Source organism: Sphaerisporangium rufum, assembly GCF_016863395.1.
Classification (GTDB): domain Bacteria; phylum Actinomycetota; class Actinomycetes; order Streptosporangiales; family Streptosporangiaceae; genus Sphaerisporangium; species Sphaerisporangium rufum.
Map to the genome: position 1 here is coordinate 61052 of NZ_BOOU01000030.1, position 26373 is coordinate 87424.

Genomic DNA, 26373 nt, shown 5'->3' on the forward strand with positions numbered 1-26373 from the left:
CCATGATCACCGCGGCGGATCTTTCGGGCGGTGACGTCCACGGCGACGATCCCGGCACGGCCGGCCGGTTCGGCGTGTTCGGCGGCCGGTTCGTCCCCGAGGCGCTCATCCCGGCACTCGACGAGGTCGCCAAGGTCTACGCCGAGGCCAAGACCGACCCCGCGTTCCTGAGCGAGTTCGACCATCTGCTGCGCACCTACGCGGGCCGGCCGACCACGATCACCGAGGTGCGGCGGTTCGGCGAGGCCGCGGGCGGCGCCCGGGTGCTGCTCAAGCGCGAGGACCTCACGCACACCGGCGCTCACAAGATCAACAACGTGCTGGGCCAGGCGCTGCTGACCCGGCGGCTGGGCAAGACCCGCGTTATCGCCGAGACCGGCGCCGGCCAGCACGGCGTGGCCACCGCCACCGCCTGCGCGCTGCTCGGCCTGGAGTGCGTGATCTACATGGGCGAGGTCGACTGCGAGCGGCAGGCGCTCAACGTCGCCCGGATGAAGCTGCTCGGCGCCCGCGTCGTCCCGGTGGGCAACGGCAGCCGCACCCTGAAGGACGCCATCAACGAGGCGTTCCGCGACTGGGTCACCAACGTCGACAGCACGCACTACCTGTTCGGCACCGTCGCCGGGCCGCACCCGTTCCCCGAGATCGTCCGCGACTTCGCACGCATCATCGGGGTGGAGGCCCGCCGCCAGGTGCTCGAGCTCACCGGCCGGCTGCCCGACGCGGTCGCCGCGGCGGTCGGCGGCGGCTCCAACGCCATCGGCATCTTCCACGCGTTCATCGGTGACCAGGATGTCGCGCTGCACGGCTACGAGGCGGCCGGACACGGGGTGGCGAGCGGCGAGCACGCCTGCACGCTCACCGAGGGCTCGGTCGGCGTCCTGCACGGGTCGCGCACCTACGTCCTGCAGGACGAGGAGGGCCAGACCATCGAGTCGCACTCCATCTCCGCGGGCCTCGACTATCCGGGGGTCGGTCCCGAGCACGCCTGGCTGAAGGACTCCGGCCGGGCCACCTACCACGGCATCACCGACGACGAGGCGATGGAGGCGTTCTCGGTGCTGGCCCGCACCGAGGGCATCATTCCCGCGATCGAGTCGGCGCACGCCCTGGCCGGCACCCTCAAGCTCGGCCGGGAGCTCGGTCCGGAGGCGACCATCCTGGTCAACCTCTCCGGCCGCGGGGACAAGGACATGGGCACCGCCATGAAATATTTCAATCTTTAGGCCCAGGACTCTCCAGGCCTCCACTTTCGAGCGGGACTTCCTGACATGACCAATCTGCAGACGGTGTTCGAGAAGGCGCGGGCCGACCAGCGCGCCGCCCTGGTCGGATACCTCCCGGCCGGTTTCCCGACCAAGGACGGCGCGGTGGCCGCCGCGACGGCCATGGTCGAGGCCGGCTGCGACGTCATCGAGATCGGCCTGCCTTACTCCGATCCGCTGATGGACGGGCCCACCATCCAGGACGCGGTGCACCGCGCCCTGACCAACGGCACCCGCATCGCCGACGTGCTGCGCACCGTCGAGGGCGTCGCCCGCACCGGCGCCGCCGTCCTGGTCATGACCTACTGGAACCCGGTCGACCGTTACGGCGCCGAGCGTTTCGCCCGCGGGCTGGCCGACGCCGGCGGTGCCGGCACCATCACCCCGGACCTGACCCCCGAGGAGGCCGGGCCGTGGCGCGAGTGCAGCGCCGCCGCCGGTCTGGACACCGTGTTCCTGGTGGCGCCGAGCTCCACCGGCGAGCGCATCAAGGCGGTCACCGACCGCTGCTCCGGATTCGTCTACGCCGCCTCCCTGATGGGGGTCACCGGCGCCCGGGAGAGCGTGAGCGTGGCGGCCGAGGGCCTGGTGAAGCGGTGCCGCGAGCACACCTCCCTGCCGGTCTGCGTCGGTCTCGGCGTGGGCACCGGCGCCCAGGCCGCCGAGGTGGCCGGGTACGCTGACGGGGTCATCGTCGGCTCGGCGTTCATCCGGCGGCTGCTCGACGCGCCGGACGAGGCGGCCGGGGTGGCCGGGGTGCGCGAGCTGGCCGCCGAGCTGTCGGCCGGCGTGCGAGGCTGACCGCCGGCCGGGCGCCGGCCCGGACGTCGGCGCATGTTGGTCACAACCGTTTATCCGGCGTTTATCGCGGCCATGATGAGCTGTTGGAGCCGTGTCCGGCGGGAGCATGGTCCAGGCCGCCCGCGGGAGCATCGGCGGCCGTCCGTCCCGGGCGAGGGAGACGCTGGAATGACACTTCGGGGAAGGTCGCACGGATGAGGTCGCTTTACGTGCACCCGGCGGTACCCTGGGTGACGACCGTCGCTCGGTTGGTGGTCGCCGGCGTGCTCATCGTCGCCGGCTGGCTGAAGATCGGCACGCCGGCGCTCTCGGTCCAGGCCGTGAAGGCCTACGAGCTGCTACCGGTATCGGTCGCGACCGCGGTGGGCTACGGCCTGCCGATCCTGGAGATCGTCGTTGGGGTGTTGCTGGTTGTCGGGTTGCTCACCCGCGCCGCGGGTGCCGTCTCCGCGCTGCTCATGCTGGCCTTCGTGGCCGGCATCGCCTCGGCGTGGGCGCGCGGGCTGCGCATCGACTGCGGCTGCTTCGGCGGCGGCGGCAAGCTCGCCGACGGGCAGGAGCCCGGCTACCTGTGGGAGATCCTGCGGGACGGAGGCCTGTTCCTCCTCGGCGCCTGGATCACCCGGTTCGGCCCGGGCCGGCTGGCACTCGACTCCGCCCTCGGCCTGGCGCCGGGGCGCGAGGTGGACGACGACGAGGGCGACGACCTGGCGACGGCGACGACCTGACGACCTGACGCCGGACACGGTGCACATGAAGGAGAGTCTCTGATGGGAAAGGCCGCGCGTGACCTCTCCGCCCGCGAGCGGATCAAGTCGCAGCGGGAGCGGCAGCGGCGGCAGGACCAGCGCCGGCGGGTGATCACCGCCGCGGCGGTGGCGGCGGTCGTGCTCGCCGTGATCGCCGGCGGCTGGTTCTACGTCCAGTCCGGCCGGTCGGAGACGGCGACCGAGGCGCTCGCCCCGGTCGCCGCGCAGCCGGACGGCACGGTGGTGATGGCCAAGCAGGGCGTGGCCAAGCCGGTGGTGGACGTCTACGAGGACTTCCAGTGCCCGGCCTGCCAGGCGTTCGAGCAGACCAGCGGGCCGACGCTGAAGAACCTGGCGGCCGAGGGGCAGGTGAAGGTGGTCTACCACCCCATCACCATCTTCGGTAACGAGCCCACCAAGGGCAACTCCACCCGTGCCGCGTCGGCGGCCCGCTGCGTGCCGGACGGCCGGCAGTGGCTGGCCTTCCACGACCGGCTGTTCAAGGAGCAGCCGTCGGAGACCAAGCCGGGCTTCGCCCTGGACGACCTGGTCACCTGGGGTAAGGACTCCGGGGTCACCGACCCGGGCTTCGAGTCGTGTGTACGCACCCAGAAGCAGGCGCAGGCGCACGCCGCGTTCAGCAAGAAGGTCCTCGACTCCGGGGTGATCACCAAGGGCACGCCCACCGTGATGCTGAACGGCAAGGAACTGGAGAACTCGGTGGCGTTCAGCCCCGACGCCCTGCGTAAGGCCGTCACCGAGGCCGCGAAACGGCCCGGGACGCGGTAACGTCACCTGACATGCCCCTGGCCTCGATTCCCAGTCCGCCAGAAGGGGTCTGGTACCTCGGACCGATCCCTCTGCGCGCCTACGCTCTCTGCATCGTGCTCGGTGTCATCGCCGCCGTCTGGATCGGCGAACGCCGCTGGCGCGCCCGTGGCGGCGTGCCCGGCACGATCACCGACCTCGCCGTCTGGGCCGTCCCGTTCGGCCTGGTCGGCGGCCGGTTGTACCACGTCATCACCGACTGGCAGCTCTACTTCGCCGCCGACGCCCCGAACCGGCCGATCGACGCGCTCTACATCTGGCACGGCGGCCTCGGCATCTGGGGCGCGGTCGCGCTGGGCGCCGTCGGCGTGTGGATCGGCTGCCGGCGGCGCGGCATCTCGCTGTCGGCGGTGGCCGACACCGTCGCCCCCGGCATCGCGGTGGCCCAGGCGATCGGCCGACTGGGCAACTACTTCAACCAGGAGCTGTTCGGCGGGCCGACGGACCTGCCGTGGGGCCTGGAGATCCAGCCCGGCCGCCCGGGCACGGTGCCGGGCGAGCTGACCTACCACCCCGCCTTCCTGTACGAGTTGCTGTGGAACCTGGCGCTGGCCGGCGTGCTGGTCTGGGCCGGCCGGCGGTACGCCCTGCGGCACGCCCGGCTGTTCGCGCTGTACGTCGCCGGGTACACCCTGGGCCGGTTCTGGATCGAGGGCCTGCGGGTCGACCCGGCGCACCACATCCTGGGCCTGCGGCTCAACCAGTGGACCTCCATCGTGATCTTCGTCGGTGCGCTCGCCTACTTCTGGCTGACCAGGGACAAGACCACAGAAGAGGTCGTCGCGCCACCGCCGGCCGGTGGCACGGGCGGCGAGCCCGTCGCCGCGGACGCGGACCCGGCGCACCCCGCGGACGGCACGGACCCCGCGGACGGCACGGGCCCCGCGGGCGGTGCGGACCCCACGGACGGCATTGACCCGGCGCGTCCCGCGGACGCGGCGGACGGGCCCGAGGCCGGCGATCGTGCCACGGCGCTCGCCGCGACCGCCGGCGAGCCCGGCGCCGATCCGGCGCACCCGGCCGATCTGGCCGATGAGCACGAGACGGCGGCCGGCCGGCCGGCGGCGGTGCTCGCCGCGGCGGCCGCGGAGCCGGTGCGGACCGAGCCGGCGCTCGCCGGGCCCGCGCCCGCCGAGCCGGTGGCGGTGGAACCGGCGGCCGGCGACGCGGCGTCCGACCCGGCGCATCCGGCCGATCAGGCCGATCCCGTGGAGCAGGCGGCACCGCGGAGCACCGCGGCGCAGACCGCGGCCGCGGACGCGCCCGGCTCGCCGGCCGTCACGGCGGCCGCCGCCGCGGGGGAGGGGGCGGCCGACCCGGCGCACCCCGGTGACCAGGCGGAGACGGCGGAGACGGCGGCCGTGCCGGCCGGGCGTGATTCCGAGGCGAATTCGCGATGACCGGAGGCGGCTCCTCGGGGGGGCGCGCCGAGATCCACCGCCGGCATCGCGATGTGACCGGTGGACGGCCGCTGCCGCCGTACCCGCTCGGCGCCCGCACGCCGGCGATCCCGGGCACCGGCTCGATGATCGCCCTGTTCGGGGCCGGGGCGCCGGTGTCCCGGGTGACCGCCCGCGGCCGGTGGTCCTGCGGGCCGCGCCGGCCGGTCGGGGCGGTGGCCGCCGCCCGCGCCGCCGGCCGCGGCTCGCTGATCGGCGCGGGCGGCGCATGAGCGGCAGCGGCAGGCCCGCGCGTGGTCGCGGCGCCCCCGAGAACGGGCGCCGCGCGCCGGTGGACGGCCACGGCGACCCCGAGCGCGGGCCCGGCGGCACCCCGCCGGCCGCCCGTACCCACCCCGAGCGCGGCCGCGGCGGGCCAGGAGCCGAGGGCTCCCGTTCCGAGCGCCGGCGCGGCCGGCCGGCGGGCCGGCGCGGCGGCGAGGAGAGCCGCCGCGCCCCGGCCGGCGGCGGCGACCCGGGCAGGGAGGGCCGTACCCGGGAGGCGGTGACCCCCATCCCGGCGGACGGGGCCTTCGGTTCCGGGCGGCCCGCCGCGCAGAGCCCGCCCGACACACCCGAGGGCGGGCGTGCCCGGCGGCGCCGGTCCTCCTTCGAGGTCGAGGCCCTGTCCGAGCGGGGCCTGGGGCGTCGCCAGCAGAAGATCCTGATCGCGGTGGTCACCGTCGTGGTGGTGCTGGCCGGCGGGTTCGGGCTGACCCTGGTGGTGAGCACCCTCGGCGTGCGCACACCGCCGCCCGAGCAGGGGTCGGCGGCGGACGCCATCGGCCTGGCCCGCCCCGCCGACTACCAGGGCTGGAACTCGCCCAAGCCGTTCGGCCCGATCGCCGACCGGCGGGCCGACGCCTCGCCGTTGCGCGCCGAGGAGGTCTTCGCGGCCCGCACGCTGACCGGCGGAAAACTGCGGCTGCGCCTGCTGGACCGCCGGCTGGACGGTGCCTGCGCCCCGGTGATGTGGGGCGGCGGCGCGCTCGCCGCGCTGGCCCGCACCGGCTGCACCCAGGCGGTGCGTGGCATCTACCTCAGCGCCGACCGCAGGTACGTCGCCCAGTACACGCTGTTCAACATGTCCGGCGCGGCGGCCGCTGAGGCGTTCGTCAAGGAGATGGCCATCCTGTACCGGGGCGGCGGATGGATCCGGCCGCTGGAGTCCGGCGGTGCCGCCTTCTCTCCGGACGGGTACAGCGAGGCCAGCGGCCAGGCGATGGGGCACTACGCCGGGTTCGTGTGGGTGGCCAGGGCCGACGGCAAGGAGCCGGCGGGCAAGGACGACTTCGTGTCCCTGGCGCTGGCCGCCCGGGGCGGGGAGAAGGCGATCTACCGGCGGGTGGTGGCCGTGACCGGCCCGGGCACCCCGCCGGGCAAGTAGGGTCGGTGGCCATGCCCAGCCGTACCTGGACCGCCGTCGCGGCGGTGGCCGCGCTCGCCGTGGCGGGCGTGGTCACGTTCGCCGTCACCCGGCCGGAGCAGGGGCCGCGGCCCGCGGTGTTCCGCGGCGAGCGCACCTCCGCGCTGTACGCCCCGATCGACGACCGGAGCGCCGACCCGCGCCCGCCGACCGGCGCGGAGGTGTTCGGGCAGGCGGACACGGTGGCCGCCGCCGGGGTGACCATGCGGCGCGGCCAGGTCTCGGCGTCGGCCGACTGTGCGGGGGCGCTGTGGGGCGAGCGCACCGCCGCCGCGGCGGCGGGCTGCGCGCAGGTGGTGCGGGCCGCGTTCACCGCGGTGGGCGGCGGCATCTCCGGGCAGTACGCCGTCTTCGACATGCCGGACGGCGCGGCGGCGGACCGGCTGGTCGACGCGCTGGACCCCAAGGGGGGTGACGGCTTCCTGCGCCCGGCGCCCGGTCAGCCACCGTCGTTCGACGCGGCGCACAGCCGGGCGGCGGCCCGGGCACTCGGCCACTTCGTGGTGGTGAACTGGGTGGGGCCGGTGGGGGACGAGGGACGGGCCGACCTGACCTACCCCCAGCTCGCCCTGGAGCGCCTCGGCGCGTTCGCGCAAAACCGCGTCCTGGCGGCCGGGGACTGAGCCGGCCGGCCCGGTTGTGGCCGCGTTGAGCTGGGGCGATGCCGGAATAACGCGGCGGATGGCGCCGTTCTCCCCACGGCGGCCCAGGCGAGCGGCCCGGGGTCTTCGCGGTCCACATGGTGAGCGGCGATGTTCGCGATGCAGACCTGGCGGGCACTATTCCGGCAGGGTGCGGTAGTCTCTACACACCTAACAGCAGCAGGGCCAACGTCGTCCCTCTTGCCTGCACTCGCGATTCACGACGAAGCAGACGAAGACGACGGGAGGGATTCAATGCCTGCTGCCCGCCTCGGTCTCCCCGAGCCCCAGGGCCTGTACCACCCTGCGCAGGAGCATGACGCGTGTGGCGTCGCGATGGTCGCCGACGTGGCCGGTCGCCGCAGCCACGACATCGTCGTCAAGGCCCTGACGGCTCTGTGCAACCTCGATCACCGTGGTGCCAAGGGGAGCGAGCCGGACACCGGCGACGGTGCCGGCATTCTCACGCAGATGCCGGACGCCTTCCTCCGCGGGTCCGCCGGGTTCCCGCTGCCCCCCGCCGGGGCGTACGCCGCCGGCATCGCGTTCCTGCCGCTGGACGAGCAGGCGCGGCAGATCGCGGTCTCGCTGATCGAGGAGATCGCCGCCGAGGAGGGGCTGACCGTCCTCGGCTGGCGCGACGTGCCGATCGACACCGCGCACGCCGGGCCGAGCGCCCGGGCGGTCATGCCGTTCTTCCGGCAGTTGTTCGTCGCGGCGCCGGACGGCCGGACCGGCGTCGAGCTGGACCGGACGGCGTTCTGCCTGCGCAAGCGGGCCGAGCACGAGGCGGACGTCTACTTCCCCTCGCTGTCGTCCCGGACGATCGTCTACAAGGGCATGCTGACCACCCCGCAGCTGGAGCCCTTCTTCCCCGATCTGTCCGACCCGCGGTTCGAGAGCGCGATCGCGCTGGTGCACTCGCGTTTCTCCACCAACACCTTCCCGTCGTGGCCGCTGGCGCACCCCTACCGGTACGTCGCGCACAACGGCGAGATCAACACCGTCAAGGGCAACCGCAACTGGATGCGGGCCCGCGAGGCGATGCTGGCCACCGACCTCATCCCCGGGGACCTGGCCCGGCTGTTCCCCATCTGCGACCCCGACGCCTCCGACACCGCCTCGTTCGACGAGTGCCTGGAGCTGCTGCACCTGGGCGGCCGCAGCCTGCCGCACGCGGTGCTCATGATGATCCCCGAGGCGTGGGAGAACCACACCGAGATGGACGCCGCCCGGCGCGCGTTCTACGAGTACCACTCGACCTCGATGGAGGCCTGGGACGGCCCGGCGTCGATCACCTTCAGCGACGGCACGCTGGTCGGGGCGGTGCTGGACCGCAACGGCCTGCGCCCGGGGCGGTTCTGGGTGACCGACGACGGCCTGGTCGTGCTGGCCTCGGAGGCCGGCGTGCTGGACATCGAGCCCGCCCGGGTGGTGCGCAAGGGCCGCCTGCAGCCGGGCCGGATGTTCCTCGTGGACACCGCGCGCGGCAAGATCATCGAGGATGACGAGATCAAGGCCGAGCTTGCCGCCGAGCACCCCTACGGGGAGTGGCTGCACGCCGGCCTGGTCCGCTTCGAGGAGCTGCCCGAGCGGCAGCGTCCCATCGTCACGCACGAGGCGCTGGTCCGGCGGCAGCAGACCTTCGGCTACACCGAGGAGGAGCTGCGGGTCATCCTCTCCCCGATGGCGAGGAACGGTGCCGAGCCGATCGGCTCGATGGGCACCGACTCGCCGGTCGCGGTGCTGAGCGAGAAGCCCCGGCTGCTGTTCGACTATTTCAGCCAGCTGTTCGCCCAGGTGACCAACCCGCCGCTGGACGCGATCCGCGAGGAGCTGGTCACCTCGCTGCAGACCACGATCGGCCCGGAGGGCAACCTGCTCGCCCCCGGCCCGGCGTCCTGCCGCCGGCTGGTCCTGCCGTACCCGGTGATCGACAACGACGAGCTCGCCAAGATCATCCACATCAACGACGAGGGCGCGCTGCCCGGCTTCCAGCCGCACGTCGTGTCCGGCCTGTTCGAGGTGGCCGGCGGCGGGGAGGCGCTGTTGCGCCGCCTTGAGGAGATCCGCGCGGAGGTGTCGGCGGCCATCCGCGACGGCGCCCGCATCATCGTGCTGTCCGACCGCGGTTCGGACGCCGGCCGGGCGCCGATCCCGTCGCTCATGCTCACCGGCGCGGTGCACCACCACCTGATCCACGAGAAGACCCGTACCCGGGTGGGGCTGGTGGTCGAGACCGGCGAGGCCCGCGAGTGCCACCACATGGCGCTGCTGATCGGCTACGGCGCCTCGGCGGTCAACCCTTACCTGGCGATCGAGACCGTCGAGGACATGATCGCCGCCGGTTCGCTGGCGCTGGAGCCGCGCACCGCCGTGCGCAACCTCATCAAGGCGTACGGCAAGGGCGTCCTCAAGGTCATGTCCAAGATGGGGGTGTCCACGGTCGCCTCCTACACCGGGGCACAGATCTTCGAGGCGCTCGGGCTCGGCCAGGACGTCATCGACGTCTGCTTCGCCGGCACCACCTCCCGGCTCGGCGGCGTGGGCTTCGAGGTGCTCGCCGAGGAGGCGGCACTGCGGCACCGGCGCGCCTACCCGCGGGCCGAGAACGCCCACCGCCGGCTGGAGGTCGGCGGCGAGTACCAGTGGCGCCGCGAGGGCGAGCCGCACCTGTTCAACCCCGAGACGGTGTTCCGGCTGCAGCACGCCACCCGCACCCGCCGGTACGAGATCTACAAGGAGTACACCCGGCTGGTCGACGGGCAGTCGGAGAAGCTGATGACGCTGCGCGGCCTGTTCCGGCTGCGCGAGGGCGTCCGGCCGCCGGTGCCGATCGAGGAGGTCGAGCCGGTCGAGAGCATCGTCAGGCGGTTCTCCACCGGTGCGATGTCCTACGGCTCGATCTCCCGCGAGGCGCACGAGACGCTGGCCGTCGCGATGAACATCCTCGGCGGCAAGTCCAACACCGGCGAGGGCGGCGAGGACCCCGAGCGGCTGCGCGACCCCGCGCGGCGCAGCGCGATCAAGCAGGTCGCCTCCGGGCGGTTCGGGGTGACCAGCGAGTACCTGGTCAACGCCGCGGACGTACAGATCAAGATGGCCCAGGGCGCCAAGCCCGGCGAGGGCGGCCAGCTGCCCGGCCACAAGGTGTACCCGTGGATCGCCAAGACCCGGCACTCCACGCCCGGGGTGGGGCTGATCTCGCCGCCGCCGCACCACGACATCTATTCGATCGAGGACCTGGCCCAGCTCATCCACGACCTGAAGAACGCCAACCCCGAGGCGCGGGTGCACGTCAAGCTCGTCGCCGAGGTCGGGGTGGGCACGGTCGCCGCGGGCGTCAGCAAGGCCCACGCCGACGTGGTGCTGATCTCCGGGCACGACGGCGGCACCGGCGCCTCGCCGCTGACCTCGATCAAGCACGCCGGCGCGCCGTGGGAGCTCGGCCTGGCCGAGACCCAGCAGACGCTGCTGCTCAACGGGCTGCGCGACCGGATCGTGGTGCAGGCCGACGGCCAGCTGAAGACCGGCCGCGACGTGGTGGTGGCCGCGCTGCTCGGCGCCGAGGAGTTCGGTTTCGCGACCGCGCCGCTGGTGGTCTCCGGCTGCGTCATGATGCGGGTGTGCCACCTGGACACCTGTCCGGTCGGTGTCGCCACCCAGAACCCCGAGCTGCGCCGCCGGTTCTCCGGCAAGCCGGAGTTCGTGGTCAACTACTTCCAGTTCGTCGCCGAGGAGGTGCGCGAGTACCTGGCGGCCCTCGGCTTCCGTTCCATCGAGGAGGCCGTCGGCCACGCCGAGATGCTCGACACCGAGGCGGCCGAGGAGCACTGGAAGGCGTCGGGGCTGGACCTGTCGCCGATCCTGCACGTGCCCGCGCTGCCCGAGGGCACCCCGCGGCACCGGGTGGTGGCCCAGGACCACGGGCTGGACCGCGCGCTGGACAACACGATCATCCAGCTGGCCGAGGGCGCGCTGAAGTACGGCGACCGGGTGACGCTGGACCTGCCGATCCGCAACGTCAACCGCACGGTCGGCACCATGCTCGGCCACCAGGTGACCAAGCGGTACGGCGGCGACGGGCTGCCGGAGAACACCATCGACGTCAGCTTCACCGGGTCGGCGGGCAACTCCTTCGGGGCGTTCGTCCCCAAGGGCGTCACACTGCGGCTCACCGGCGACACCAACGACTACCTGGCCAAGGGCCTGTCCGGCGGGCGGATCACGCTGCGGCCGCACCCCGACGCGCCGTTCAGCGCCGAGACCCAGGTCATCGCGGGCAACGTCGCGCTGTACGGCGCCACCTCCGGCGAGGTCTTCATCCGGGGCGTGGCCGGTGAGCGGTTCTGCGTCCGCAACTCCGGCGCCACCGCCGTGGTGGAGGGCGTCGGCGATCACGGCTGCGAGTACATGACCGGCGGCCGGGCCGTGGTGCTCGGCCCGACCGGCCGCAACTTCGCGGCCGGCATGTCCGGCGGCATCGCCTACGTCCTGGACCTGGCCCCGGTGCGGGTCAACCGCGAGATGGTGGCGATCGAGGAGCTGACCGGGGAGGACGCCGAGTTCCTCCGGGACGTCATCGAGCGTCACCTGGCCGAGACCGGCTCGACGGTCGCCAAGGCGCTGCTCGACGACTGGGAGGCCACGCTGGGCCGGTTCGGCAAGATCATGCCGGTCGACTACAAGAGGGTCCTGCAGGCCGCCGCCACCGCGCGCGCCGAGGGCCGGGACATCGACGAGGCGGTCATGGCCGCCGTTCACGGTTAAGGGAGGTTCACCGATGGCCGACCCCAAGGGGTTCCTGGCGCACGCGCGTGAGCTGCCGGCGCGCCGCCCGGTCGACGTCCGCATCCGCGACTGGCGGGAGGTCTACGAGGACTTCCCGCGGCCGGCCCTCACCCGGCAGGCGGCCCGGTGCATGGACTGCGGCATCCCGTTCTGCCACAACGGCTGCCCGCTCGGGAACCTCATTCCCGAGTGGAACGACCTCGTGTACCGGGACGACTGGCGCGAGGCGATCGAGCGGCTGCACGCGACCAACAACTTCCCGGAGTTCACCGGGCGGCTGTGCCCGGCGCCGTGCGAGACGGCGTGCGTACTCGGCATCAACTCCGACCCGGTGGCGATCAAGCGGGTCGAGGTGGAGATCATCGACCGGGCCTTCGCCGAAGGCTGGGTCACCCCCCAGCCGCCCGCGGCGCGGACCGGCCGCCGGGTCGCGATCGTCGGCTCCGGGCCGGCCGGGCTGGCCGCCGCCCAGCAGCTGACCCGGGCGGGTCACGATGTGGTGGTGTTCGAGCGCGCCGACCGGATCGGCGGCCTGCTGCGCTACGGCATCCCCGAGTTCAAGATGGAGAAGCGCCACGTCGACCGGCGTATCGAGCAGATGCGGGCCGAGGGCACCGAGTTCCGCACCGGCGTGAACGTCGGCGTGGACGTCACCGCCGAGGCGCTGCGCGAGGAGTTCGACGCGGTCGTGCTGGCCGGCGGTGCCACCGCCTGGCGGGACCTGCCGGTGCCCGGGCGGGACGCGGCCGGTATCCATCAGGCGATGGAGTACCTGCCGCCGGCCAACAGGGTGCAGCACGGTGACCTCGCCGAGTCGCCCATCTCGGCCGAGGGCAAGCACGTGGTGGTGATCGGCGGCGGCGACACCGGCGCCGACTGCATCGGCACGGCGATCCGCCAGGGGGCCGCCTCGGTGACCCAGCTGGAGATCATGCCGCGTCCGCCGGCGGACCGGCCGGAGACCCAGCCGTGGCCGACCTATCCGATGCTGTTCAAGGTGGAGAGCGCCCACGAGGAGCTGGAGACCGAGGGCGGCTCCCGGGTCTACGCCGTGTCCACGACCGAGTTCGTCGCCGACGAGCAGGGCCGGGTGACGGCACTGCGCCTGGTGGACGTGGAGGGGCCGGCCAACGGGTTCCGGCCGATCCCCGGCAGTGAGCGAGAGATCCCCGCGCAGCTGGTCACGCTGGCGATGGGGTTCGTCGGCCCGGAGAAGGGCGGCCTGCTCACCGACCTGGCGGCCCGGTCGGCCGATCCGGAAACCTTCTTCGACGCGCGGGGCAACGTCGCACGCGACAAGTCCTACATGTCGGGAGTGGACGGGGTGTTCGTCGCCGGGGACATGGGCCGGGGCCAGTCGCTCATCGTCTGGGCGATCGCGGAGGGCCGCTCGGCCGCCGCCGCCGTCGACCGCCACCTGAGCGGGGTCACCGCGCTGCCGGTGGCGATCCCGCCGACGGCGCGACCGCTCGTCTGAGCGATCGGGCGGCGTCCTGCTCCTGTAGGACGCCGCCCTTTTTATGGGGTAAAGACGGGTTTATGGGCGCTAAGGGTCGTATATACCGATAAGGGGTCGATCGCCAAGGTTTTCGCGCGGCGACTTGCTTTGGCGGCCGAACCCCTGAAAGATGCTGCCTCGTCGTACGAGGTAAGAGGAGATTTCGATGGTGCGGGGGTACGGGCGCCGGACGAGCGCCGCCATGGCGGTCGCACTGGCGGCCACGCTGGCCACCGGCACGCCGGCCGTGAGCGGGTCGGCCGCGGCCGCGCCGGCGGGCGACCAGGCGGCGGCCGACGCCGGTTACCTGGTGTTCTACTCCCCGGGCGCGCGCGCCGGCGCGCTGGCCGCCGTGCGGGAGGCCGGCGGCGCGGTCACCGCGGAGGACCCCCGCCTCGGCTACCTGCTCACCCGTGGCGCCGGCCCGGCCTTCGCCGAGCGGCTCGGACGCAGCCCGGTCGTCGTCGGCGTGACGGCCGACCGCCGTATCGGCAGCGCCGCCGCGCTGACCGCCCGCGGGGAGGCCGCCGCCGGCCCGCCGGCGGCCACCCCCGCCCGGGCCGTGACCTCGGCCCGCGGCAAGGGCGACCCGCTGTCCGGCCGGCAGTGGGACATGAAGATGATCGGCGCCACCCCGGTCGGCTCCTACGCCAAGGCGCGGGGCAGTCACAAGGTGCTGGTCGGCGTGATCGACACCGGCATCGACGGCAAGCACCCCGATATCGCGCCGAACTTCAACCGCGGGCTCAGCCGCAACTTCGTCGTCGACCGGCCGAAGGACCCGAACGGCAAGACCTTGGACGGGCCGTGCGAGGTCAAGTCCTGCAAGGACCCGGCGGACGTGGACGACGACGGGCACGGCACCCACGTGGCCGGCACCATCGGCGCCGCGCTCAACGGCATCGGCACCGCGGGGGTCGCACCGGACGTCTCGCTGGTCAACCTGCGGGCCGGCACCGACTCGGGCTACTTCTTCCTCAAGCCGGTGATGGACGCCCTCACCTACGCGGGGGACGCCGGCATCGACGTGGTCAACATGAGCTTCTTCGTGGACCCGTGGACGTTCAACTGCACCGCCAACCCGGCCGACTCGCGTGCCGAGCAGTTGCAGCAGGCCGGCATCATCACCGGGGTCCAGCGCGCGGTCGACTACGCCCGCGGCCACGGGGTGACGCTGATCAGCGCGCTCGGCAACGGTTCGACCGACCTCGGGGCGCCCACCCGCGACAGCGACAGTCCCGGTTATCCCCTCGGCACCGAGCGCGAGCGCACGATCGACAACTCGTGTCTGAACGTGCCGGCCGAGTCGCGCGGGGTGATCTCGATCTCCGCGCTCGGCCCGAGCGGCCGCAAGGCCTGGTACTCCGACTACGGCGTCGAGCAGACCGACCTGGCGGCCCCCGGCGGCGACCCCACCGACGGCGGCACCTCGATCAAGGGCGCCGCGCGCGAGATCCTCGCGCCCGCGCCCAAGCACGTGCTGCGCCGCGAGAAGCTCATCGACGCCGCCGGAAAGCCCACCGGCTCCTCGGTGGTGCGCGACTGCCACCGGGGCCGGTGCGCCTATTACCAGTACCTCTCGGGCACCTCGATGGCCTCCCCGCACGCCGCCGGCGTCGCGGCCATCCTGATCAGCCGCTTCGGCCGTCCCGGCAGCGGCGGGCTGGCGCTCGCGCCGGGCACTGTCGAGCGGCTGCTGTACGCCACGGCCACCCCCCGGGCCTGCCCGTCCGCCGGCGGTACCACCTACTCGGTCAGCGAGCAGAAGCACGTGTGCGCCGGGCAGCGCGACAAGAACGGCTTCTACGGCCACGGCGTCGTCGACGCCCTCCGTGCCGCCACCACCACCGGCTAAACTATCCGGGGTCGTGCCCGGCCCCTTCGCAGGCCCGGGCCGGGTGGTGCCCGAAGTGCGCCCAGATCCGCGCGGAGCGTGTAAGGCGAGCACCACCTGAAAGGCGCCTGAACGCGGGCGCAAAACGCGCAGAACAAACGCGTCGCTGGGCACTTCGCCACCTTTCAGTGGTCTGGACCAATTAGGGTAGGACTTGTGAGTCGTCGAGCGAAGATAGTCTGCACACTGGGCCCCGCCACATCGTCCCCGGAGCGGCTGCGCGAGCTGATCTCCGCCGGGATGAACGTCGCCCGGTTCAACCTCAGCCACGGAAGCCACGAGCTGCACAAGGAGATCCACGGCCGGGTGCGGGAGGCCGCCGCCGAGCTGGGCAGGGCGGTCGGCGTGCTGGCGGACCTGCAGGGTCCCAAGATCCGGGTGGGGCGGTTCGCCGGAGGGCCGGTGCGGCTGGGCTTCGGCGACGTCTTCACCATCACCACCGAGGACGTCCCCGGTGACCGTGACATCGTCTCGACCACCTACGACGGCCTGCCCGGCGACGTGGGGCCGGGCGACAAGATCCTGGTGGACGACGGCCGGCTGGTGCTGGAGGCCACCGAGGTGGACGGTCCGCGGGTCGTCACCCGGGTCGTCGTCGGCGGCATGATCTCCGACAACAAGGGCCTCAACCTCCCCGGCGTCGCGGTCTCCGCTCCCGCGCTGACCGACAAGGACGAGGAGGACCTGCGCTGGGCGCTGCGCACCGGCTTCGACATGATCGCGCTGTCGTTCGTGCGCAGCCCGGACGACGCGCGCCTGGTGCGCGACATCATGGACCAGGAGGGCGTCCACCTGCCGCTGCTCGCCAAGATCGAGAAGCCGCAGGCGGTCGACCGCCTGGAGGAGATCGTCGACGCGTTCGACGGCATCATGGTCGCCCGCGGTGACCTCGGCGTGGAGCTGCCGCTGGAGCAGGTGCCGATCGTGCAGCGCCGGGCCATCGAGCTGGCCCGGGAGAAGGCCCACCCGGTCATCGTGGCCACCCAGATGCTCGACTCGATGATGGGCGCCCCGCGGCCGACCCGGGCCGAGGCGTCCGATGTCGCCTTCGCGGTGATGGACGGCGCCGACGCGGTCATGCTGTCCGGTGAGACCTCGGTCGGTTCGTATCCGATCGAGTCGGTGGCCACGATGGACCGCATCGCCAGCGCGGCCGAGGAGAGCTATCTGCGGTCCACGCATACCTTCGACCGGCTGCCGGAGACCACCGGCGGTGCCATCGCCCGGGCCGCCGCCGAGGTCGGCGCGATCGTCGGCGCCAAGGCGCTGTGCGCGTTCACGATGTCGGGCGAGACCGCCCGCCGGCTGGCGCGCTACCGCTCGCCGATCCCGCTGCTGGCCTTCACCTCCGCGCCCGAGGTGCGCGGGCAGCTCGCCCTCACCTGGGGGGTGGAGACCTTCGAGGTGCCGTTCGTGCACCACACCGACGACATGGTCCGCCAGGTGGAGTCGGCGCTGCTGTCGATCGGGCGCTGCGAGAAGGGCGACAAGGTGGTCATCGTCGCCGGGTCGCCGCCCGGCAACCACGGCTCCACCAACGCGCTGCGGGTGCACACCATCGGCTCGGCCGTCTCCAGCGGCGGCTGACCCCGGCCGGAGCGCCCCTAAAGCCCTAAAGCGAAGAGGACCGCGCGGCCACCGGCCGCGCGGTCCTCTTCATGCCGGGCCGGCGTGCGCCGGTGCGGTGCCCCGAGTGGGATTCGAACCCACACTTGATGGATTTTGAGGCCATTGACTCTGCCGTTGGTCTATCGGGGCAGGACCTGCTCGCGCCCCTAATCTAGCGGATGTCGGTACTCTCTTGGTCGTGAGTACGCAGCGGCGAGTGGTCATCGCGGAAGACGAGGCGCTGATCCGCCTCGACCTCAAGGAGATGCTGGAAGAGGAGGGCTATGTCGTCGTCGGCGAGGCCGGTGACGGCGAGGCGGCGATCAAGCTCGCGTTGGAGCGGCGCCCCGATCTGGTGATCCTCGACGTCAAGATGCCGATCCTGGACGGCATCTCGGCGGCCGAGCGCATCGTGTCGGAACGGGTGGCGCCATGCCTGATCCTGACGGCGTTCTCCCAGCGCGATCTGGTCGAGCGGGCGCGTGACGCCGGGGCGATGGCCTACCTGGTGAAGCCGTTCACCAAGTCCGACCTGGTGCCGGCGATCGAGATGGCGGTCAGCCGGCACGAGGAGATCGCCGCGCTGGAGCGGGAGGTCAGCACGCTGGGTGAGCGGCTGGAGACCCGCAAGCTCGTCGAGCGCGCCAAAGGGCTGCTGATGACCCGGCACGGCTGGAGCGAGCCGCAGGCGTTCCGCTGGATCCAGAAGGCCTCGATGGACCGCCGGCTGAGCATGCGCCAGGTCGCGCAGGCGGTCGTGGACGAGGCGGCGCAGTCCGCCGAGCCCGTGCAGCCCTCGCAGACGTCCCCGGCCGCCGAGGAGTCCTGAAAGCCGTCCCGTGCCGTCCGTTCCCGGAGCGGAGCGGGTGGCGCGGGAGCCGTTGGAACGGTCCCGGTGGTCCTCCCGGGGCGGCAAAGCCGATCTTCGATGTGTCGCGATCAGCTATGTGACCTTTACTTTTCCTCCCGATCGCCGAACAGGACCGGTGCGATAACGAAGCGGTAACGTGATGCATCTCTGTACCGACCTGTGACTTGCGCTGAGTGTAATGCCGTCAACGTCCCTTGGCGGAGCGCCAGGGGTGGTTCTGTGGACCAGATCCCGCAGGCGGGATCAGGCGAAAGGAAGGCAACCTTGCGGCCCAAGATTGCTCGCCTCGGGGGCGTGCTCGCCGTCGGTGTGGCACTTACCGTTGGTCTCGCCGCGTGTGGCAGCGGAGACTCGGGGACGGCGTCGGGCGGCGACGGCTCCGCGGCGCCGAGCACGCTCAAGATCGGCTTCATGGGCGACCTGTCGGGTGAGAACTCCGGCATCGTCATCCCGCCGAGTAACGGCGCCCAGCTCGCGGTGGACGAGTACAACGCCACCAACCCCAAAGTCAAGATCGAGATGATCAAGTACGACAGCCGCGCCGACGCGACGACGGCCGTCTCGCTGGCCCAGAAGGCGATCAAGGACGACAAGGTCGTCGCGATGGTGGGCCCGGCCTTCTCCGGCGAGTCCAAGCAGGCCGTGCCGGTGCTGGAGGAGGGGAAGATCCCCAACATCTCCGCCTCCGCCACCAACGCCGACCTTTCCAAGAACGGCTGGAAGTTCTGGCACCGCGTGGTGCCGAACGACGGCGTGCAGGGCCCGGCGGTCGCCGACTTCATCGCCGGCACCGCGGGCGCCAAGAAGGTCGCCGTGGTGGACGACAAGTCCGAGTACGGCAAGGGCCTGGGCGACGCGGTCCGCGCGCAGCTGAAGTCCAAGGGCGTCACGATGATCGACGACGCGCTCGACCCGGCGGCGGCCGACTACTCCTCGACGGTCACCAAGGTGGCCGCGGCCAAGCCGGACGCGCTGTTCTTCGGTGGTTACTACGCCGCGGCCGGCAAGCTGCTCAAGCAGCTCCGGGACAAGGGCGTGACCGCGAAGTTCTTCTCCGCGGACGGGTCGCTGGACAAGGGCCTGGTCGAGGGCGCGGGCGCCGCGCAGGCCGAGGGCGCGCTCATCGCCTGCCCGTGCCGCATCCCGACCGAGGGGGAGACCGACGAGACGGTCAAGAAGTTCGCCACCGACTACAAGGCGAAGTTCGGCGCCGACCCGCTGATCTACGCGACCGAGGGCTACGACGCGATGACCGCGTTCACCAAGGCCATCGCCGGCGGTGCCACCACCACCGACGCGATCAACGAGGCGATCGGCAAGTCCGACTTCCAGGGCATCTCCAAGCAGGTCAAGTTCGACCCGACCGGTGAGCCCTCCGCCAAGTCGATCTACATCTACCAGGTCAAGGATGGCAAGATCGGCCTGCTCGGCGACTCGGCCACGGCCAAGCTGGGCTGACGACAGCACCGGCCAGCAATGAAGGGGGCGGGAACGCCGCGGCGGTCCCGCCCCCGTCCGTTGTCGTGGGAAGTCCACTGAAAGCGAAAAGCCTTGCTCGATAACCTTCTCGGCTCCTTCTGGTCGTTCACCATCGACGGCCTGATCGTGGGGGCGATCTACGGTCTGGTGGCCCTCGGCTACACGATGGTGTACGGCGTGCTGCGACTGATCAACTTCGCGCACTCCGAAGTCTTCATGATCGGCACCATGGCGGCCGCGTTCGTGGTGATGACCATGGGGATCACCCAGCCGCTCACCGGCCTGGCGCTGGTCGGCGGCCTGCTGCTGATGCTGCTGGTCGGCGGTGCGGCCTCCGCGGGCTCGGCCATGCTGCTGGAGCGCATCGCCTACCGCCCGCTGCGCAAGCGCGGAGCCTCCCGGCTGGCGGCGCTGATCTCGGCCATCGGCGCGTCCCTGTTCCTCCAGGAGCTCTTCGCCCTGGTCGTCATCCCGTGGCTGTTCGACCGGCCGCAGCAGGGGCGCAACCAGATGGGTGTGGCCCGCATCATGGACAAGGACCCGCTGTTCACCATCGGCGGGGCGCAGGTCCGGGTCGACCAGCTGATCATCTTCGTCGCCGCGATCGCCATGATGATCCTGCTGGATCTGCTGGTGAACAAGACCAAGATCGGCCGCGGCATCCGCGCCACCTCCCAGGACCCGGAGACCGCGGTGCTGATGGGCGTGGACATCGACAAGATCGTCCGGGTCACGTTCCTGGTGGGCGGGCTGATGGCCGGCCTGGCCGGCGCGCTGTTCGTGCTGCAGTTCGAGGTCACCAAGTTCTCGATCGGCTTCCTGCTGGGCATCAAGGCGTTCACCGCCGCGGTGCTCGGCGGCATCGGCAACCTGCGCGGTGCCCTCCTCGGCGGCCTGTTCCTCGGCCTGATCGAGAACTACGGCGCCGCCGTCTTCGGATCGGGCTGGAAGGACGTCATCGCCTTCACGGTTCTGATCCTGGTCCTGATGTTCCGCCCCACCGGCATCCTCGGTGAATCTCTCCAGCAGGCGCGCGCATGAGCACGAACGAGACGATCAAGAACGGCCGCAAGCCCCTCAAGGGGCTCCCCGACCGCATCCGTGACCGGTGGGCCGGCGCGTCCGGTCCTCAGCGCTGGACGGTCTACGTCCTGCTCTTCATCGGCGCGCTGCTGCTGCCGTCGGACTCCATCGGCCAGTTCATGTCGCCCTACAGCGACTGGGCGAGCGTGCTGTTCTTCCCGATCGGCACCTACGTGGTGCTGGCCATCGGCCTGAACGTCGTGGTCGGCCAGGCCGGCCTGCTCGACCTCGGCTACGTGGCGTTCTTCGCCATCGGCGGCTACGTGATGGCGCTGCTCGGCACCAAGATGGGGCTGAACTTCTGGGAGATCCTCATCGTCGGCGTGCTGCTGTCGGCGCTGTCGGGCATCGTGCTCGGCGGGCCGACGCTGCGGCTGCGCGGTGACTACCTGGCCATCGTGACGCTCGGTTTCGGGGAGATCGTCCGGCAGACGGCGGAGAACACCGATGCCATCGGCGGCCCGCGCGGCATCGCCGGCATCCCGCACCCGCCGAGCATCGAGGGCGTCGAGCTGTTCGGGGTGGAGATCTTCAAGTACGGCGTGCTGGACCCGCGGCCGTACTACTACCTGCTGGTGGTGCTCGCCACGCTGATCATCGTCTTCGTGAAGCGGTGGGAGAAGAGCCGGGTCGGCCGGGCCTGGGCGGCCATCCGGGAGGATGAGGACGCCGCCGAGGTGATGGGCGTGCCGACCTTCAAGTTCAAGCTGCTGGCCTTCGCGATCGGCGCCGCGATCGGCGGTGCGATGGGCGTCGTCTGGGCCGGCAAGACCATCTCGATCAACCCGAACGACTTCCTGTTCATGCTGTCGGCCACCATCCTGGCGGCCGTCGTGCTCGGCGGCTCGGGCAACATCCCGGGTGTCGTCCTGGGGGCCTTCCTGGTCGCCTGGCTGCCCGAGCGGTTCCGCGGGCTGTCGGACTACCGGATCCTGGTCTTCGGTGCCGCGCTGGTCGCGCTGATGGTCTTCCGGCCGGAGGGCCTGCTGCCGTCGCGACGGCGCCGGGCCGAGCTGGCCGAGGGCACCGGCGGCATGGGCACCCTGGGTGCCGAGGTCGCGACTCCGGAGTCCCAGCCCGCTGCCGAAGGAGCGGCCAAATGAGCGAATCCCGCCCGCTGCTGCAGCTGCAGAGCGTCAAGATGCAGTTCGGCGGCGTCGTCGCGCTGCGCGAGGTGGACCTCACCGTCAACGAGGGTGAGATCTTCGCGCTGATCGGGCCGAACGGCGCCGGCAAGACGACGGTGTTCAACGTGATCACCGGCGTCTACCGGCCGACATCCGGCCAGGTCGTGTTCGACGGTGACCGCATCTCCGGGATGAAGCGCTACAAGGTCACCAAACGCGGTGTCGCGCGTACCTTCCAGAACATCCGGCTGTTCCACAACATGTCGGCGCTGGAGAACGTGATGGTCGGGGCGGACGCCCACCACCGGGCGGGCATGGTGAGCGCCGCGCTCGGGCTGCCCTGGCACCGCCACGAGGAGCGCGACGGCCGGGCGCAGGCCATGGAGCTGCTCGATTTCGTCGGCATCGGCCACCGCGCCGAGGAGACCGCCAAGAACCTGCCCTACGGCGACCAGCGGCGGCTGGAGATCGCCCGCGCGCTGGCGACCCGGCCCAAGCTGCTGCTGCTGGACGAGCCGGCCGCGGGCATGAACCCGGCGGAGAAGGAGTCGCTCCAGGAGCTGATCCGCAAGATCCGGGACGGCGGCCGCACCGTGCTGATCATCGAGCACGACATGGGGCTGATCATGGGCATCAGCGACCGGGTGGCGGTGCTGGACTTCGGGCAGAAGATCGCGGACGGCCTGCCGGCCGAAGTGCAGAACGACCAGCGGGTCATCGAGGCGTACCTGGGGGCTCCGGCCGATGCTTCTTGAGATCAACGACATCCACGTCCACTACGGCAAGATCGAGGCCATCAAGGGCATCTCGCTGGAGGTGGCGGAGGGGGAGATCGTCACCCTCATCGGCGCCAACGGCGCCGGCAAGACCACCACGCTGAAGACCATCTCGGGCCTGCGCACGCTGACCTCGGGCAGCATCACCTTCGACGGGACCGACATCAGCCGGTTGCCCGGGCACAAGCGGGTGCTGGCCGGCATCGGGCAGGCCCCCGAGGGCCGCGGCGTCTTCCCCGGCATGACCGTGACCGAGAACCTGCTGATGGGCGCGTACGCCCGCAAGGGCGACTTCGGCAAGGACCTCGACGAGGTCTTCGAGCTGTTCCCGCGGCTGGCCGAGCGCCGTGACCAGGCGGGCGGCACGATGTCGGGCGGCGAGCAGCAGATGGTGGCCATCGGCCGGGCGTTGATGAGCCGGCCGAAGGTACTGCTGCTGGACGAACCGTCGATGGGCTTGGCCCCGAAGCTGGTGGCGCAGATCTTCTCGATCATCAAGGAGATCAACGACCGGGGTACCACGGTGCTGCTGGTGGAGCAGAACGCCCAGCAGGCGCTGCAGTTGGCCCACCGGGCCTACGTGCTGGAGACCGGCCGGGTGGTCAAGTCGGCTCCCGCGGCCGACCTGCTGCACGACCCGCAGGTGCGCGAGGCGTACCTGGGCGGGGAACTCGGGGCGCACTGAGCGGCGCGCGGTCCGGCGGCCGGCCGGGAGTGCTCGCGGCCGGCCGCCGGGGCGTGGACCCGGCGCCGCGGGCTCAGCGCAGGGCCACCTGCACGCCCTTGGACGGGCCGATGGCCCCGAGCGGCGGGTCGGCGAAGAACCGGATCGCGGTGATCCGGGCGTCCTTCGGCACGTCGAACCACAGATCGAACTCCATCCGCACGAAGCTGCCGACCGGGATCTCGTCCGGCTGGCGCTTGATGGCCTGCACGAAGTCGTCGACGTGGAACGTGCGCCCGTCGGCGGTCACCAGCAATTGCTGGCCGGCGTCGAACTTCTGGTTGGTGCGGTCGGTGCTCTCGATCAATATGCGGACCCGGGCGAACTGCCCCTTGGCGTTCCACTCGGCGTGGCTGCCGAACAGGCTCGGCATGCCGTCCTCGAAACCGAGGACGCGGAAGCGCATCTGCCCGTCGGTGACCGGCGCCGCGCGGATCACCGTCTCGTCGGCGCGCGCGGTCTGCGCCGGGATGACGTACGTCGCCACGGGGGAGGGGGTGGCGACGCCGGAGCCGGCCGCCCGGTCCGAGCAACCGGAGAGGAGAGTGACGATCGCCGCGCAACTCAGCATGATCGAAAAGGTCCGCACAATCGCACACTAATCTCCGGGCGGCCGGATGAACGGGGCCCGCCGGACCCGTTGTGCGATCGTTTCTTTCCGGTGACAGCCCTGGTGACCAGGTACGACAGCATGGCCAGGGTTACGGTAGCTTAACTTGACTCCGACAAAGAGCTAAAAGGAGGACGTTGTGGTCTTTAGCTCCAAGCGTCGTCGTATCACCTCTATTGCGGCGCTCGCCATGGGTGCCGCCTGCGTTCTCACCGCCTGTGGCGGCGAGTCCGACACCGGGGCGTCCGCGAGTGGCGCACCCGCGGCCTCGGCCGCGGGCGGCATCAAACTGATCAAGGACGGCAAGATCACGACGTGCACGAACGTCCCCTATGAGCCGTTCCAGTTCAACCAGGGCAACAAGGTCGTCGGTTTCGACGTCGACATGGTGGACCTGGTGGCCAAGAAGCTGGGCGTCACCCAGGAGATCGTGGACATCGACTTCGCGGTGATCAAGAGCGGAGCCGCGCTGAATGCCGGCAAGTGCGATGTGGCCGCGGCCGGCATGACGATCACCGATGAGCGCAAGAAGAACCTGCTGTTCTCCGACCCCTACTTCGACGCCACCCAGGCCCTGCTCGCCAAGAAGGGCACCGGCGTCAAGTCGCTGGAGGAGGTCAAGGCCAAGGGCCTGAAGCTGGGAGCGCAGGCTTCCACCACCGGCCTCGACTACGTCAAGGAAAAGGGGCTCAACCCCACCGAGTACGCCGACTCGCCCAAGGAGCTGCTCGGCCTGCAGTCCGGCCAGGCCGACGTCATCGTGCAGGACCTGCCCGTGGTGCTCACCTGGCTGAAGAAGCCGGAGATCGCGAGCAAGTTCGAGCTGGTGGCCAGCCTGGACACCGGCGAGCAGTACGGCATCGGCATGAAGAAGGGCAACGACGCGCTGGCCAAGGCGGTCAACGAGGCCTTCACCGCCGCCAAGTCCGACGGCACCTACGAGCAGATCTACATGAAGTGGTTCGGCAAGAAGCCGGGCGAGCTCGGGGTCTCCTGAGTCCATGACCGACCACCTGACGAGCGGCCCGGCCGACCCGGCCGGGCCCGCCGGGCCGGCCGGACCGCCACCCGGCAGAGCGCGGCTCAGCCCGCGCAAGCGGCAGCGGATCAGCCGCGCGATCCAGTACGTCGTCCTGGCCGCCGTGCTATTGACGGTCGTCCTGGTCGCCAACTGGCAGGGGCTGGCCGAGAACTTCACCAAGCTGGACGTCGCCCGGCAGACCCTGCCCGAGCTGTTCACCGTCGCGCTGAAGAACACGATCATCTACACGGTGGGCGGCTTCGTCCTCGGCGCGCTCGGCGGCCTGCTGTTCGCGCTGATGCGGATGTCCTCGGTGCGGCCCTACCGCTGGATCGCGACGATCTACATCGAGATCTTCCGCGGCCTGCCCGCGCTGCTGATCTTCCTGCTGATCCTGTTCCTGCCGCTGGTGCTCGGCTTCCAGCTGCCCGGCGGCACCTACGGGTCCGGCATCCTTGGTCTGGCCGTCATCAACGCGGCCTACATGGCCGAGACGCTGCGGGCCGGCCTGCAGGCCGTGCCCCGGGGCCAGATGGAGGCGGCCCGCTCGCTCGGCATGTCCCACGCGCGGGCGATGGCCACGATCGTGATCCCGCAGGCGATCCGGATCGTGATCCCGCCGACGACCAACCAGTTCGTCGCGCTGCTGAAGGACTCCTCGCTGGTCTTCTTCCTCGGCGTCAGCGGCGAGTACGTCGAGCTGACCAAGTTCGGCAACGACGTGGCGTCCACGACGAGCAACGCGACCCCGATCCTGGTGGTGGGCCTGACCTACCTGCTCGTCACGATCCCGCTGGGCTACCTGGCGGGCCGCCTCGAAGCGCGCCAGGCGAAGGGACGGTGACCGCGATGGCCCACGCCGTCGAGATCAAGGATCTGCACAAGTCGTTCGGCGAGCTGGAGGTGCTCAAGGGCATCGACTTCACCGTGGACCAGGGACAGGTGGTCTGCGTCATCGGCCCGTCCGGCTCGGGCAAGTCGACCCTGCTGCGCTGCGTGAACCTGCTCGAACAGCCCACCAAGGGCACCGTCCGGGTGGGCGGGGTGGAACTGACCGATCCGGACGTCGACATCGACGCCGCCCGGCGCCGCCTGGGCATGGTGTTCCAGTCGTTCAACCTCTTCCCGCACATGACGGCGCTGCAGAACGTCATGATCGCTCAGCGGCGGGTGCTGAAGCGGGGGAGCGGCGAGGCCGAGCGGGTCGCCCGGGCCAACCTGGAGAAGGTCGGCGTCGCCGACAAGTGCGACGTCTACCCGGCGCAGCTGTCCGGCGGGCAGCAGCAGCGGGTGGCGATCGCCCGGGCGCTGGCCATGGACCCCGACCTGATGCTGTTCGACGAGCCGACCTCGGCGCTGGACCCCGAACTGGTCGGCGACGTGCTGTCGGTCATGCGCGACCTGGCCAGGGACGGGATGACCATGCTGGTCGTCACGCACGAGATGGGCTTCGCCCGCGAGGTCGCCGACCGGGTGGTGTTCATGGACGGCGGCGTGATCGTCGAGGAGGGCCCGGCCGACCAGGTGATCGGCGACCCGCGGCACGCCCGCACCCGCACGTTCCTCAGCCGGGTGCTCGACCCGACGCACGCCGGCGACGAGCCGGGGGCGGGATCCGCGCCGGCGGACGCCGGGCCAGGCTCCTGACCCCGGAACGCGGTCGAGCCCGCAGGTGATCTTTGGGGCCGTGTGCGGCTTCCCCGGCCGCACACGTTGTCTACTCGATCACCCGCGGGCTCTGG

Annotated in this window: 22 protein-coding genes and 1 tRNA gene; 21 read left to right on the plus strand and 2 right to left on the minus strand. The window is 71.5% G+C overall.

Annotated elements, in window-relative coordinates:
• Positions 1-2: 2 nt before the first annotated feature.
• From trpB to pyk, 12 genes are all read left to right on the plus strand, one after another.
• Positions 3-1226: a tryptophan synthase subunit beta gene (trpB, locus tag Sru01_RS09460; RefSeq protein ID WP_203983646.1), complete on the plus strand. Its 1224-nt coding sequence runs from the start codon at positions 3-5 to the stop codon at positions 1224-1226.
• Between the two features lie 45 nt (positions 1227-1271).
• The gene (trpA, locus tag Sru01_RS09465) at positions 1272-2066 is read left to right on the plus strand and encodes a tryptophan synthase subunit alpha (protein WP_203983543.1); all 795 of its coding nucleotides are present in this window, start codon (positions 1272-1274) and stop codon (positions 2064-2066) included.
• Between the two features lie 194 nt (positions 2067-2260).
• Positions 2261-2794 carry a MauE/DoxX family redox-associated membrane protein gene (locus Sru01_RS09470; RefSeq protein WP_203983544.1) on the plus strand — a complete coding sequence of 178 codons (534 nt, stop codon included), beginning with the start codon at positions 2261-2263 and terminating at the stop codon, positions 2792-2794.
• Between the two features lie 42 nt (positions 2795-2836).
• Entirely contained in the window at positions 2837-3604 is a 768-nt protein-coding gene (locus Sru01_RS09475; RefSeq protein WP_203983545.1) for a DsbA family protein, read from the plus strand.
• A gap of 95 nt (positions 3605-3699) precedes the next feature.
• Complete coding sequence (gene lgt / locus Sru01_RS36450; RefSeq protein WP_373869508.1) at positions 3700-5043, plus strand: prolipoprotein diacylglyceryl transferase; 1344 nt, start codon at positions 3700-3702, stop codon at positions 5041-5043.
• Positions 5044-5096: 53 nt separating this feature from the next.
• Complete coding sequence (locus Sru01_RS09485) at positions 5097-5315, plus strand: hypothetical protein (RefSeq protein WP_203983547.1); 219 nt, start codon at positions 5097-5099, stop codon at positions 5313-5315.
• Entirely contained in the window at positions 5312-6469 is a 1158-nt protein-coding gene (locus Sru01_RS09490; protein ID WP_203983548.1) for a hypothetical protein, read from the plus strand. Before Sru01_RS09485 ends, Sru01_RS09490 begins: the two co-directional genes overlap by 4 nt.
• A gap of 11 nt (positions 6470-6480) precedes the next feature.
• The gene (locus tag Sru01_RS09495) at positions 6481-7131 is read left to right on the plus strand and encodes a hypothetical protein (RefSeq protein WP_203983550.1); all 651 of its coding nucleotides are present in this window, start codon (positions 6481-6483) and stop codon (positions 7129-7131) included.
• A 273-nt stretch (positions 7132-7404) separates the two neighbouring features.
• Positions 7405-11919, plus strand: a complete 4515-nt coding sequence (gene gltB, locus Sru01_RS09500; protein WP_203983552.1) for a glutamate synthase large subunit — start codon at positions 7405-7407, stop codon at positions 11917-11919.
• Between the two features lie 13 nt (positions 11920-11932).
• Positions 11933-13417, plus strand: coding sequence for a glutamate synthase subunit beta (locus tag Sru01_RS09505; RefSeq protein ID WP_203983554.1), 1485 nt, complete (start codon positions 11933-11935; stop codon positions 13415-13417).
• 187 nt (positions 13418-13604) lie between these two features.
• Complete coding sequence (locus tag Sru01_RS09510) at positions 13605-15293, plus strand: S8 family peptidase (protein WP_203983555.1); 1689 nt, start codon at positions 13605-13607, stop codon at positions 15291-15293.
• A gap of 195 nt (positions 15294-15488) precedes the next feature.
• Positions 15489-16919, plus strand: a complete 1431-nt coding sequence (gene pyk, locus Sru01_RS09515; protein WP_203983556.1) for a pyruvate kinase — start codon at positions 15489-15491, stop codon at positions 16917-16919.
• Between the two features lie 98 nt (positions 16920-17017).
• Here pyk and Sru01_RS09520 read toward each other — a convergent pair.
• Positions 17018-17090: transfer RNA gene (locus tag Sru01_RS09520), tRNA-Leu, on the minus strand.
• Between the two features lie 49 nt (positions 17091-17139).
• Between Sru01_RS09520 and Sru01_RS09525 the strand changes: the two genes are divergently transcribed.
• From Sru01_RS09525 to Sru01_RS09550, 6 genes are all read left to right on the plus strand, one after another.
• The gene (locus Sru01_RS09525) at positions 17140-17769 is read left to right on the plus strand and encodes an ANTAR domain-containing response regulator (protein ID WP_275412146.1); all 630 of its coding nucleotides are present in this window, start codon (positions 17140-17142) and stop codon (positions 17767-17769) included.
• Between the two features lie 351 nt (positions 17770-18120).
• Positions 18121-19269, plus strand: coding sequence for a branched-chain amino acid ABC transporter substrate-binding protein (locus Sru01_RS09530; RefSeq protein ID WP_275412148.1), 1149 nt, complete (start codon positions 18121-18123; stop codon positions 19267-19269).
• 93 nt (positions 19270-19362) lie between these two features.
• Positions 19363-20331, plus strand: coding sequence for a branched-chain amino acid ABC transporter permease (locus Sru01_RS09535; protein ID WP_203983558.1), 969 nt, complete (start codon positions 19363-19365; stop codon positions 20329-20331).
• Positions 20328-21476: a branched-chain amino acid ABC transporter permease gene (locus Sru01_RS09540; RefSeq protein ID WP_203983559.1), complete on the plus strand. Its 1149-nt coding sequence runs from the start codon at positions 20328-20330 to the stop codon at positions 21474-21476. Before Sru01_RS09535 ends, Sru01_RS09540 begins: the two co-directional genes overlap by 4 nt.
• Positions 21473-22255: an ABC transporter ATP-binding protein gene (locus Sru01_RS09545; protein ID WP_203983560.1), complete on the plus strand. Its 783-nt coding sequence runs from the start codon at positions 21473-21475 to the stop codon at positions 22253-22255. The genes Sru01_RS09540 and Sru01_RS09545 overlap by 4 nt, the downstream gene beginning before the upstream one ends.
• Positions 22245-22961 carry an ABC transporter ATP-binding protein gene (locus tag Sru01_RS09550; protein WP_203983561.1) on the plus strand — a complete coding sequence of 239 codons (717 nt, stop codon included), beginning with the start codon at positions 22245-22247 and terminating at the stop codon, positions 22959-22961. Before Sru01_RS09545 ends, Sru01_RS09550 begins: the two co-directional genes overlap by 11 nt.
• 73 nt (positions 22962-23034) lie before the next feature.
• Here the strand turns inward: Sru01_RS09550 and Sru01_RS09555 are convergent, their stop codons facing one another.
• Positions 23035-23571, minus strand: coding sequence for a DUF4352 domain-containing protein (locus tag Sru01_RS09555; RefSeq protein ID WP_203983563.1), 537 nt, complete (start codon positions 23569-23571; stop codon positions 23035-23037).
• 229 nt (positions 23572-23800) lie between these two features.
• Here Sru01_RS09555 and Sru01_RS09560 point away from each other — a divergent pair, with 229 nt between their 5' ends.
• Genes Sru01_RS09560 through Sru01_RS09570 form a run of 3 tightly spaced genes read left to right on the plus strand, consistent with a single transcriptional unit; the run spans position 23801 to position 26278 of the window.
• Entirely contained in the window at positions 23801-24607 is an 807-nt protein-coding gene (locus tag Sru01_RS09560; RefSeq protein WP_203983565.1) for an ABC transporter substrate-binding protein, read from the plus strand.
• A gap of 4 nt (positions 24608-24611) precedes the next feature.
• A complete protein-coding gene (locus Sru01_RS09565) occupies positions 24612-25475 on the plus strand; it encodes an amino acid ABC transporter permease (RefSeq protein ID WP_203983567.1) in 864 nt (287 codons plus the stop codon).
• A gap of 5 nt (positions 25476-25480) precedes the next feature.
• Positions 25481-26278 carry an amino acid ABC transporter ATP-binding protein gene (locus Sru01_RS09570; RefSeq protein WP_203983568.1) on the plus strand — a complete coding sequence of 266 codons (798 nt, stop codon included), beginning with the start codon at positions 25481-25483 and terminating at the stop codon, positions 26276-26278.
• The last annotated feature ends 95 nt before the right edge of the window (positions 26279-26373 follow it).

Bases quoted from the DNA above. Each gene is read 5' to 3' on its own strand.
- Sru01_RS09555 (WP_203983563.1), bottom strand. From the start codon at position 23,571: ATGCTGAGTTGCGCGGCGATCGTCACTCTCCTCTCCGGTTGCTCGGAC.
- Sru01_RS09470 (WP_203983544.1), top strand. From the start codon at position 2,261: ATGAGGTCGCTTTACGTGCACCCGGCGGTACCCTGGGTGACGACCGTC.
- Sru01_RS09570 (WP_203983568.1), top strand. From the start codon at position 25,481: ATGGCCCACGCCGTCGAGATCAAGGATCTGCACAAGTCGTTCGGCGAG.
- Sru01_RS09495 (WP_203983550.1), top strand. From the start codon at position 6,481: ATGCCCAGCCGTACCTGGACCGCCGTCGCGGCGGTGGCCGCGCTCGCC.
- Sru01_RS09545 (WP_203983560.1), top strand. From the start codon at position 21,473: ATGAGCGAATCCCGCCCGCTGCTGCAGCTGCAGAGCGTCAAGATGCAG.
- Sru01_RS09565 (WP_203983567.1), top strand. From the start codon at position 24,612: ATGACCGACCACCTGACGAGCGGCCCGGCCGACCCGGCCGGGCCCGCC.
- Sru01_RS09550 (WP_203983561.1), top strand. From the start codon at position 22,245: ATGCTTCTTGAGATCAACGACATCCACGTCCACTACGGCAAGATCGAG.
- Sru01_RS09510 (WP_203983555.1), top strand. From the start codon at position 13,605: ATGGTGCGGGGGTACGGGCGCCGGACGAGCGCCGCCATGGCGGTCGCA.
- Sru01_RS09560 (WP_203983565.1), top strand. From the start codon at position 23,801: ATGGGTGCCGCCTGCGTTCTCACCGCCTGTGGCGGCGAGTCCGACACC.
- trpA (WP_203983543.1), top strand. From the start codon at position 1,272: ATGACCAATCTGCAGACGGTGTTCGAGAAGGCGCGGGCCGACCAGCGC.
- trpB (WP_203983646.1), top strand. From the start codon at position 3: ATGATCACCGCGGCGGATCTTTCGGGCGGTGACGTCCACGGCGACGAT.
- gltB (WP_203983552.1), top strand. From the start codon at position 7,405: ATGCCTGCTGCCCGCCTCGGTCTCCCCGAGCCCCAGGGCCTGTACCAC.
- Sru01_RS09490 (WP_203983548.1), top strand. From the start codon at position 5,312: ATGAGCGGCAGCGGCAGGCCCGCGCGTGGTCGCGGCGCCCCCGAGAAC.
- Sru01_RS09475 (WP_203983545.1), top strand. From the start codon at position 2,837: ATGGGAAAGGCCGCGCGTGACCTCTCCGCCCGCGAGCGGATCAAGTCG.
- Sru01_RS09540 (WP_203983559.1), top strand. From the start codon at position 20,328: ATGAGCACGAACGAGACGATCAAGAACGGCCGCAAGCCCCTCAAGGGG.
- Sru01_RS09505 (WP_203983554.1), top strand. From the start codon at position 11,933: ATGGCCGACCCCAAGGGGTTCCTGGCGCACGCGCGTGAGCTGCCGGCG.